General features: G+C 62.8%; 10 protein-coding genes and 1 pseudogene. 10 read left to right on the forward strand and 1 reads right to left on the reverse strand.

Annotated features, from left to right (window positions below; translation table 11 throughout):
- The 8 genes and pseudogenes from Q0R27_RS04025 to Q0R27_RS04060 form a co-directional block, all read left to right on the forward strand.
- A pseudogene (locus Q0R27_RS04025) lies at positions 1-355 on the forward strand (phosphotransferase family protein); the annotation flags it as partial.
- A 5-nt stretch (positions 356-360) separates the two neighbouring features.
- On the forward strand, positions 361-1,122 hold the full coding sequence (locus Q0R27_RS04030) for an SDR family oxidoreductase (protein ID WP_293941155.1): 762 nt from the start codon (positions 361-363) through the stop codon (positions 1,120-1,122).
- Entirely contained in the window at positions 1,119-1,919 is an 801-nt protein-coding gene (locus Q0R27_RS04035) for an SDR family oxidoreductase (protein WP_293941157.1), read from the forward strand. Before Q0R27_RS04030 ends, Q0R27_RS04035 begins: the two co-directional genes overlap by 4 nt.
- Complete coding sequence (locus Q0R27_RS04040; protein ID WP_293941160.1) at positions 1,916-2,860, forward strand: aldo/keto reductase family protein; 945 nt, start codon at positions 1,916-1,918, stop codon at positions 2,858-2,860. The genes Q0R27_RS04035 and Q0R27_RS04040 overlap by 4 nt, the downstream gene beginning before the upstream one ends.
- On the forward strand, positions 2,857-4,083 hold the full coding sequence (locus Q0R27_RS04045) for a serine hydrolase domain-containing protein (RefSeq protein WP_293941162.1): 1,227 nt from the start codon (positions 2,857-2,859) through the stop codon (positions 4,081-4,083). Before Q0R27_RS04040 ends, Q0R27_RS04045 begins: the two co-directional genes overlap by 4 nt.
- 17 nt (positions 4,084-4,100) lie before the next feature.
- On the forward strand, positions 4,101-6,149 hold the full coding sequence (locus tag Q0R27_RS04050; protein ID WP_293941165.1) for a 3-hydroxyacyl-CoA dehydrogenase NAD-binding domain-containing protein: 2,049 nt from the start codon (positions 4,101-4,103) through the stop codon (positions 6,147-6,149).
- Between the two features lie 20 nt (positions 6,150-6,169).
- A complete protein-coding gene (locus Q0R27_RS04055) occupies positions 6,170-7,066 on the forward strand; it encodes a hypothetical protein (protein ID WP_293941168.1) in 897 nt (298 codons plus the stop codon).
- A gap of 80 nt (positions 7,067-7,146) precedes the next feature.
- Positions 7,147-7,722, forward strand: coding sequence for a cytochrome b/b6 domain-containing protein (locus Q0R27_RS04060; protein WP_293941171.1), 576 nt, complete (start codon positions 7,147-7,149; stop codon positions 7,720-7,722).
- Here Q0R27_RS04060 and Q0R27_RS04065 read toward each other — a convergent pair.
- Entirely contained in the window at positions 7,719-8,918 is a 1,200-nt protein-coding gene (locus Q0R27_RS04065; RefSeq protein WP_293941173.1) for an MFS transporter, read from the reverse strand. The genes Q0R27_RS04060 and Q0R27_RS04065 overlap by 4 nt on opposite strands.
- On the opposite strand from Q0R27_RS04065, the gene Q0R27_RS04070 reads away from it, so the two are divergent.
- Positions 8,917-9,450, forward strand: a complete 534-nt coding sequence (locus tag Q0R27_RS04070) for a MarR family transcriptional regulator (protein ID WP_293941176.1) — start codon at positions 8,917-8,919, stop codon at positions 9,448-9,450. The two genes, Q0R27_RS04065 and Q0R27_RS04070, sit on opposite strands and share 2 nt — an antisense overlap.
- A 74-nt stretch (positions 9,451-9,524) precedes the next feature.
- Positions 9,525-9,737: GTP-binding protein (locus Q0R27_RS04075; RefSeq protein WP_293941178.1), on the forward strand; the 213-nt coding region annotated here is incomplete at its 3' end.

Here is a 9,737-nt window from a genome sequence, read left to right on the forward strand (position 1 = left end):
CTGGGAGCTCTCGACGCTCGGCGATCCGCTTGCCGACGTTGCTTATCTCCTCATGAACTGGGTGACGGAACCCGAGGGGCGATCAGGTATCCTCGGCTTGGCAGGTCCCCAAACCGGGATCCCGACGCTGGACGAGGTAGCGAAGCGCTATTGCGCAGCGACGAACCGCGATGGGATTCCAGACCTCAACTGGTATTTTGCCTATAATCTTTTCCGTCTCGCCGGTATCGTCCAGGGGATCAAGAAACGGGTGATCGACGGCACCGCATCGTCGGCGCACGCTGCCGAAATGGCCACGCGCGTCCCCCGCCTTGCCGAGGCAGCCTGGGGTTTCGCTCAACAGGCAGGAGCATGATACCGATGTCACAGTTCGATATGACCGGCAAAGTAGCGGTCATAACTGGATCTTCACGTGGTATTGGCGAAGCGATTGCCCACCAAATGGCCGATCACGGTGCAAAGGTCGTCATCACGAGCCGTACCATCGGCGCCTGCGAAGATGTGGCCGCTGCCATCAACGCGAGGCACCCCGGCGCTGCCATCGCGCTCGCGTCGAGCCTGTCGTCAAAAGATTCGCTGCAAGCAATGGTCGACGCAGGCCGCGCCGCGTTTGGGCAGATTGACGTTCTGGTCTGCAACGCTGCGTCCAACCCCCATTACGGCCCGATGGCAACCATCACGGATGAACAGTTCCGCAAAACGCTTGATCACAACATTGTCGCTCAGCATTGGCTGATCACGATGGTCGCGCCCGAAATGGTGAACCGAAAATCGGGTTCGATCATCCTGATCTCATCGATCGGTGGCTTGCGCGGTACACCGATCATAGGCGCTTACGGGATTACCAAGGCCGCCGATATCCAAATGGCGAAAAACCTCGCCCGGGAGTTCGGCCCGCACAACGTCCGCATCAACTGCATTGCGCCCGGACTCGTGCAAACTGATTTTGCGCGTGGCCTCTGGGAGAACCCTGACAACTTGAAAAACTCGACAGCCAACGCGTGCCTGGGCCGGATCGGCCAGCCTCATGAAATTGCAGGGGCAGCCGTCTTCCTCGCGTCCGAGGCTTCGAGTTTCATGACCGGACAGACAATGGTTATCGATGGGGGAGTCGTCGTATGAGACTAACAGGCAAAGTCGCGATCATCACGGGTGCAGGCTCAGGCATCGGTCGCGCCTCGGCGCGGCTGTTCGCGAGCGAGGGCGCCAGCCTCGTGATCGGCGATAAGGCTGCCAGCGTCGAGGAAACGGCCGCGCTCATCACTGAAGCGGGCGGCACCGTGACTGCAATGCAGATGGACGCCGGCATCGAAAGCGATGTCGAAAAAATGATCGCAACGGCAATCTCGTCTTATGGCGGGATCGATATCGCTTTTGCCAATGCCGGGATTTCAGGCGGCATGGAGGGGATCTTCGAGACCACGCCTGACCACATGGCCGAAGTTTTGCGCGTGAATCTCATCGGTCCCATGCTGATGGTCAAACATGCAGGCAAACGCATGTGGGACCAGGGACGCGGGGGGTCGATCATCCTGACGGCAAGCGTCGCCGGGATCCGCTCCGGCGCTGGCGGCCCATCGTATTCAGCGTCGAAGGCAGGCGTCATCAACCTGGCGCAGACCTCGGCCCAGCAGCTCAGCGAAACCGGCGTGCGGGTCAACGCTTTGTGCCCCGGCCTCACAGAAACCGGGATGACCAAACCGACTTTTGACTATGCACGCGACAAGGGTGTCGAGGAGAAGATCGGTCGCCTCAATCCGCTGCGTCGTGCAGCCCAGCCGATCGAACTCGCCAACGTTGCCTTGTTTCTGGCATCCGACGAGTCGAGCTATGTGAACGGCCAGGCCATTGCTGTCGATGGTGGGCTATCCAGTTCTCATCCAGTCACTCGCCAAATTACGGGGAAAACAGCAGTATGAAGTATCGTAAACTCGGCGACAGCGGCATATCGGTCTCCGAAATCTGCCTCGGCAGTTGGCTGACCTACGGAGTCGGTGTCGAGGCAGACTCAGCCCGCGCCTGCCTCGACCGCGCGTTCGACGAAGGGATCAACTTCATCGACACCGCTAATATTTATGGGCGGGGGGCTGCAGAAACGTTTCTGGGAAGCGCACTCAAGGGCCGTCCGCGCGATCGCTATGTGATGGCGACCAAGTTGTTCTTTCCGATGACCGACACTGACAAGGGACTGTCGCGCCAACAAATAGCCAAACAGATCGACGCCAGCTTGATGCGACTTCAAACCGATTACGTCGATCTCTACCAATGCCACCGCTACGACGACGCGACACCGATTGATGAAACGATGGAGGCACTCAGCGAGGTCGTTCGATCCGGCAAGGCCCGCGCGATCGGTTTTTCCGAATGGTCACCCAAAAACATTAGCGATGCGCTTGCTGTCCCGGGCACCGTCAAATTCGTTTCGTCACAACCGCAATATTCGCTGCTGTGGCGCCGGCCTGAAGCGAAGATCATCCCGCTTTGCGCCGCCAATGGTATCTCGCAAATCGTCTGGTCCCCGCTCGCTCAGGGCGTCCTGACGGGGAAGTATAAGCCGGGGGCCACGCCGCCAGCCGGCAGTCGCGCGACAAGCGATGCCATGGGCGGCTTTATCAGCCGTTTCCTCGAGAGACCCGTACTCGAAACTGTTGCCAAGCTTGCGCCGCTGGCCCAGGAAGCCGGCTGCACGCTTGCCCAGTTCGCCCTCGCCTGGGTGCTGCGCGAGCCCAATGTCGCCAGCGCCATCGTTGGCGCCAGCCGTCCCGATCAAGTCAGCGATAACGCCAAGGCGAGCGGGCTCGCGATCGACCCGGCGCTGTTTGCCAAGGCGGCGGCCATCGTCGGAGAATTGCCAGCATGACGCTGTCCACTCTCGCGGATCCGGCCGAGCTCGGTTTCGACGCCGGTCGCCTCGCGCGCATCGATGCCCATCTGAAAGCGAAATATATCGATGGCGGCCGCTTTCCGCATGCCGCGTTACTGATCGGGCGCGGCGATGAAATCGCGCATCTGTCCGTGATGGGTGACGCCCGCGTGGGCGAACCGCTAAAGCTGGACGCCATCTTCCGCATCGCTTCGATGACCAAGCCGGTGACTTCGATCGCGTTCATGCAGCTGGTCGAACAGGGGCGCATCGCACTCAGCGACCCGATTACCAAAGTCCTGCCCGAATTTGCCAAGACAGGCGTGTTCGTCAGCGGCGGCGGCAACACGCCGTTCGTCACCCGTCCGCCCGCGTCGCCCATTCGCATGATCGACCTCCTGCGTCACACTTCGGGTCTAACCTACAGCTTTCAGGAACGCAGCAACATCGATGCCGCATATCGCAAGCTCGGCTTCGAGCGCTGGGATACAGAATCGCTCGACGTCTTTGTCGAGCAGCTCTCGTCGCTCCCGATCGAGTTTGATCCCGGCACGGCATGGAATTACTCGGTATCGACTGACGTTGTGGGCGCGATCATCGAACGCCTGTCAGGCCAAAGTCTTGACGCCTATTTCGCCGAACACATCTTTGGCCCGCTCGGGATGGTCGACACCCAATTCGATGTACCCGCCGACAAGCTCGACCGGCTGCCCGACTGTTATGTTTGGGACCCGGTCAAGCGCATGAAAATGTACGATGCCGGCGCCGCGTCCGCCTGGCGCCGCAAGCCTGGCTATTTCTCGGGCGGCGGTGGATTGACCTCGACGCTCGCCGATTATCACCGCTTCGCCCGGATGTTGCTGAACGGAGGCGAGTTGGACGGCGCGCGGATCGTCAGTCCCCACACTCTCAAACTCATGACGACCAATCATCTCCCGGGTGGCGGCGATCTGACCCAGATGTCGAGATCACTCTTCAGCGAGGCAGAGAATGCCGGGATGGGTTTTGGTCTCGGTTTTGGGACAGTGATCGACGCACCGGCGACAATGACGCACGGCAACGATGGCGAATTTTATTGGGGCGGCATGTTCTCGACCGCGTTCTTCATCGATCCGGTCGACGACGTGATCATGATTTTCATGACGCAATTGATGCCGTCGAGCGCCTACCCGGTGCGCCGCGAGATCAAGACAATGCTTTATTCGGCCCTCATCGGCTGACCCTTCGGAGAGACACAATGAGCGACAACCCGATTACCACCGAGCGTCACAGCGACATCCTCGTGATCGTCAGCAACAATCCGCCGGTGAATGCGCTTGGCGCCGCGGTACGGATCGGTCTCGCGCAAGGGTTAAAGGAAGCCCTTGCCGACGACACCATCAAGGCCGTCGTCGTTCGCTGCGACGGTCGGACGTTTTTTGCTGGCGCCGACATCACCGAATTCACCAAGCCGCCGGTCGAGCCGATGCTGCCCGGTGTGATCGACGCTTTCGAAGCCTCGCCCAAACCCGTGATCGCTGCGATCCACGGCACGGCGCTTGGCGGCGGCTGCGAGGTGACGCTCGGTTGCCATTACCGGATCGCTGTTCCTTCGGCAAAGATCGGCACGCCCGAGGTCAAGCTGGGCTTACTGCCAGGCGCAGGCGGCACCCAACGCCTTCCTCGCGTGGCGGGGATCGAGACTGCCGTCGAGTTGTGCGCAGGCGGGTCGCCGATCAGCGCGTCCAGAGCCCTCGCTGTCGGCTTGATCGATAAGCTGGCAGGCGAGGACAGCCTGGCTTCGGACGCCATTACCTTCGCCCGCGAATGCATTGCCAAGGGGCCCCGTCCCTCACGTTCGTTGCCAGTCAAGGGCGAGGTTGCCGCGATCGAAGCCTATGCAAAGGCCAACGCACGCAAATTCCGCGGCTTCGATGCGCCGGCGGCCAACATCGCCTGCGTCGAGGCGGCAACCCGCTTGCCCTTCGACGAGGGAATCAAGTTCGAACGCGACCAGTTCATGAAATTGATGATGGGCAGCCAGTCGGCAGCCCAGCGCCACATCTTTTTTGCCGAGCGCCAGGCCGCCAAGATCGACGGGATCGGGGCCGACGTGAAGCCACGCGAAATCAAGCGTGTCGGCATCATCGGCGCGGGGACGATGGGAGGGGGAATCTCGATGAACTTCCTTTCGGCCGGCATCCCCGTGACGATCGTCGAGATGAAGCAGGATGCGCTCGACCGCGGCACCGGCGTCATTCGCAGGAATTACGAGGCGACCGCCGCCAAGGGGCGGATGAAGCCCGAACAGGTCGAGACCGCCATGGCTGCACTCAAACCTACGCTGTCGCTCGAAGACCTTGCCGACTGCGATCTCGTCATCGAGGCCGTCTACGAAGAAATGTCGGTCAAGAAGGATATTTTTGGCAAGCTCGACAAGATCTGCAAGCCGGGCGCCATTCTTGCATCGAACACCAGCTATCTCAACGTCGACGAGATCGCTGCCAGCACGTCGCGCCCCCAGGACGTCCTCGGCATGCATTTCTTCTCGCCGGCCAACGTCATGAAGCTGCTCGAGGTCGTTCGGGGCGAAAAGACAGCACCCGATGCGCTGATGACCGCGATGGGCCTGGCCAAGAAGATCGGCAAGGTCGCGGTGGTTGCCGGTGTCTGTCACGGTTTTATCGGGAACCGCATGTTGATGCCGCGTCAGGTTGAGGCAATGAAGCTCCTGATGGAAGGGGCCACGCCGCAGCAGATCGACAAAGTCCATGTCGATTTCGGCATGCCGATGGGGCCATTCCAGATGAGTGATCTCGCCGGTGTCGACATCGGCTGGCACCGCGACCCGACGCGGATCGAGAATATCCGCGACGCGCTCGCCGCTGAAGGCCGTTGGGGTCAGAAGAAGAATGCCGGCTTCTACGATTATGACGACAAGCGCCGCCCGTCCCCAAGTGCACGCGTGCAGGAAATCATCGATGAGTTCCGCATTCAGGAAGGCGTCGCGAAGCGCGACATCTCGGACCAGGAAATCGTCGAGCGCACGCTCTACACGATGGTCAACGAGGGCGCGAAGATCCTTGAGGAAGGCATGGCCCAGCGCGCCTCGGACATCGATGTCGTGTGGATCTACGGCTACGGTTGGCCGGTCTATCGTGGCGGCCCGATGCACTGGGCCGACAGCGAGGGCCTCGACAAAATCGTCGCCGGGCTGAGGAACCAGGAAGCGCGCATGGGCAGCGATTTCTCGTTCAGCAACTTATTGCTCGACAAGGCCGAAAAAGGCGACAAGTTCACCCGCTGATGGTGCGAGGGTAAGCGTCGGTGGGTGAAGCGTCTTTAATACGGGAAGCCGAACTGGCGCTGCTCAATGCCCCATTCGACCCCGACGGATGGCGGCGAGCGACCGAACTCGCCGCCGCCGCTACCGGGAGCGCATCGGCGAACCTTATCGGGCTCGGCGGACCTCTGTTGTTGCCCTTCAACATCTACACCGGGCCCGCCGGCGACCGCTTTTCGCATTATTTCGAAAATCCGGAATATTGGGGCGAGTGCAACTGGCGGGTGAACTGCACCACGCGCCCCATGGAGATCCAGCACGAGGGCCATTACCGGGCCTACCGGGCTACCGCGAAAACCGAACGCTACGATGACGCCGTCGCGGACCTCGACCTCGAACTTGGCTGCCAGGCGGCGTTGCTGCTCGGCGGCGGGTCGATCGTCGGGCTGGCGATCATTCGCGGGCGGCGCGAAGGGCCGTGCAGCGACACTACCCTGCGGCGGTTCCGTCATCTGAGCGTCACCGCCCAGCGCGCGGTCCGCATGCAACTCGCGATCGACAATGAGGCGGCCGAAATGATGCTCGGCAATATGGCGGCGATGCGATCGGCGACGCTCCTGCTCGATCGTCACGGCAACCTCGCCGCGCTGACCCCCAAGGCCGAGACCTTGTTCGAGGACGACGGTCCGCTGGTCCTGGATGGACTCGCCCCCCGGCTGCGATGCCGCAACGAAGATATTTTCCTGCTGGCGGCGATGGCGCGCCTGCTCGCCCATGACGGTCATGGCGCCCACGTCCACCAAGCGCGGGTCGGGCGCAATTCGGTTCACCCGTACGGGCGGTGGCGGTTATACCTCGTGCGGCTTCCGGCGCGCGACCATGGCCTCGGCTTCGACCCCCACCTCGCGCTGACAATCAAGCCCGCAGCGTCCGATCAATAAAGATGGATTGCCGCCGGATTGCTCAATGAACTGTTTATCAAGTCGGTCGCAGGGCGGTCGCGATTAGCCAGGAGAAGATGATGGATCGCATGGTCAACGCCGACACGGGACACCAGGCGGTCCGCTACAAGGGCGCAGTGGTTGCAATCCACTGGATCTCGGCGGCGCTGCTGCTGACCCAGATATGGGTCGGGCTGCAGTTCGCCGACATGGCCAAGGGGCCGGCGCGCGACGGGCTGTTCACTTGGCATAAGACGCTGGGCGTGACGATCCTGCTGCTCGCGGTCCTTCGCCTGACCGTTCGTCTGCGGAACCCGCCGCCACCCTTCCCGGCAGACTTTCCCAAATGGGAGCGGTTCGTCGCGGTGTGGACCCACCGGATCTTCTATTCCATGCTGTTCGCAATGCCGCTGACCGGCCTCGCCGCGGTCTCGGCCAAGGCGCCCGGCGCGACGACATCGCTGATCGGCGGCATTCCGCTGCCGCTGATTCCCGGGCTTCGCGGGGTCGACGGGCTGGGCGACGTGCATGGAGTGCTGGTCTTCACGACCATCGCGCTGCTCGTTGTTCACGTCGGCGCGTCACTCAAGCAGCAGTTCTTCGACCGAACCGCAGTAGCGGACCGGATGCCGCCGTTTCGTTCGACGCGCCGTTAGGTCGCCGAGCGGTCGGACCGGGGCAGCAATACCAGCATTGCGCCTGCCACTGCCGCCAGCACCGCTCCGGCGATGAAGGTCGCACTCCCGCCGCTCCGGTCCCAGATCAGTCCGGCGCCGAGGCTCGACAGCAGGGCGGCGATCCCGGAGACGAAGAAGAACGCGCCGAAGCTCGTCGCGCGCTGCGCCTCGGGGGCGGCGTCGGCGATCATCCGGCTGAAGATTCCTTGGGTGAAGGCCATGTGCGCGCCCCACAGGATGACGCCGAGCCCGACGGTCCACAGCGAAACGCCCTTCGCCAGCACGAGGTCGGCGGCGACGAGCAATCCGATCCCGACAAGCAGCAGGCCCTTCGGGCTCATCCGGTCACTGAGGATGCCGGCGGGATAGGCGAGCAGCAAATAGGCGAGGTTGAACAGCGCGAGCACGATCGGCGACCAGCTGGCCGAGATGCCCGCGTCGATCCCTCTAAGGATCAGGAAGCTCTCCGAAAAGCGCGCCAGCCCGAACAGGAAGCCGACGCCGATCAACCGCTTGACCGCCGGGTCAAGGTCGCGGAACCCGCCCCACTTTATCTTGGCCTTGATCGGAGCATGGTCGCCGCTCTCGCGTAGCATCACCCAGGCAAAGCCGAACGACAGGAAGGCCGGGATCACCGCTACCCAGAATACCGCGCGGATGTCGTTACGAAACAGGATCATCAACCCGATCGCGGCGAGTGGCGCGAGGAAGGCGCCGACGGTGTCCATCGACTGGCGCAAACCGAACGCCCGGCCGCGCAGCTCGGGCGGCGTCTCGTCGGCGATCATCGCATCGCGCGGTGCACCGCGGATGCCCTTGCCGAAGCGGTCGACGAACCGCGCGCCGAGGACGGGAAGCGCGGTGGTTGCGATCGGGAATAGCGGCTTCGACAGCGCCGCCATGCCGTAGCCAAGCAGGATCCATGGCTTGCGGCGTTGGTTGCGGTCGCTGAGCCGACCCGAGACGAGTTTCGCCATCGACGCGGTCGCTTCGGCGAAGCCATCGAGCGCGCCCATCGCCGCCACCGGCAGGCCGAGCGTGATGGTCAGGAAGGCCGGCAGCAGCGCATGATAAATCTCGCTCGACAGGTCCATCAGCAAGCTGACCACGCCGAGCACCCATACCGTACGGGGCAGGGCAGGGTGGGCAGCGGCATTGGGTAAGGGCTGGTCCATGCCTCGTTTGAGCAGCCCACCCGGCGTGGCGCAAGCCAAGTTTCGCGCGGCAATTGTCATCGGGTCGAAACTGTTGCAGCATGCAAACATGTGGAACGGAAGCTCGCCCCAGGCCATTGCCGCCCGCCTATCGGCGCTGTTCGAAGCGCTCGACGAGCAGCGTCCCGGCGAGCGCGCCGACCGCGCGACGCGGACCCTGCTGGCGGCGGTTGCTCAGGCTGAGCCCGCGACGCTCGGCGATGTTGCCAAGGCGGCGGGACGCGGCGCTCCTGCGACCAGCCGCGCGGTCGATGCGCTGGTTCGATCGGGGCTGGTTGATCGCGCGCCGGATCCGGACAATCGCCGCCGCCTCGCGCTACGCCTGACCGAGGAGGGGCGCGCGCTGCTGGCCAAGCGTGGCACCGCCGCCGATGGACTTGTCCAACGCATCGGCCGCCTGGCGCAAAGCGAACTGCGCGCGGTCGAGCGAGGCATCGAGATTTTGGAGCGATTGGCCAAGTACCCGCCACCTACGACGAAAGCCGGGCGCTAAATCTCCGGGTGAACCTTGCTGCAGCGCACCAGTTAAGCTAGGGGCGCGCCTTCACTTTCTCGGAAAATATTCAAATGTCCTCACGCAACGTGGCGATTATCGCCCACGTCGATCACGGCAAGACGACCCTTGTCGACCAGCTTTTCCGCCAGTCGGGCACCTTCCGCGACAATCAGCGCGTCGAAGAGCGTGCGATGGATTCGAACGACCTTGAGAAGGAGCGCGGGATCACGATTCTCGCCAAGTGCACCTCGGTCGAGTGGCCCGGCGCGGATGGCACGACGACC

The sequence above is a fragment of the Sphingomonas sp. genome (assembly GCF_025362505.1).
Taxonomy (GTDB): Bacteria; Pseudomonadota; Alphaproteobacteria; order Sphingomonadales; family Sphingomonadaceae; genus Sphingomicrobium.

Bases quoted from the DNA above. Each gene is read 5' to 3' on its own strand.
- Q0R27_RS04030 (WP_293941155.1), top strand. From the start codon at position 361: ATGTCACAGTTCGATATGACCGGCAAAGTAGCGGTCATAACTGGATCT.
- Q0R27_RS04035 (WP_293941157.1), top strand. From the start codon at position 1,119: ATGAGACTAACAGGCAAAGTCGCGATCATCACGGGTGCAGGCTCAGGC.
- Q0R27_RS04040 (WP_293941160.1), top strand. From the start codon at position 1,916: ATGAAGTATCGTAAACTCGGCGACAGCGGCATATCGGTCTCCGAAATC.
- Q0R27_RS04045 (WP_293941162.1), top strand. From the start codon at position 2,857: ATGACGCTGTCCACTCTCGCGGATCCGGCCGAGCTCGGTTTCGACGCC.
- Q0R27_RS04050 (WP_293941165.1), top strand. From the start codon at position 4,101: ATGAGCGACAACCCGATTACCACCGAGCGTCACAGCGACATCCTCGTG.
- Q0R27_RS04060 (WP_293941171.1), top strand. From the start codon at position 7,147: ATGGATCGCATGGTCAACGCCGACACGGGACACCAGGCGGTCCGCTAC.
- Q0R27_RS04070 (WP_293941176.1), top strand. From the start codon at position 8,917: ATGCCTCGTTTGAGCAGCCCACCCGGCGTGGCGCAAGCCAAGTTTCGC.
- Q0R27_RS04065 (WP_293941173.1), bottom strand. From the start codon at position 8,918: ATGGACCAGCCCTTACCCAATGCCGCTGCCCACCCTGCCCTGCCCCGT.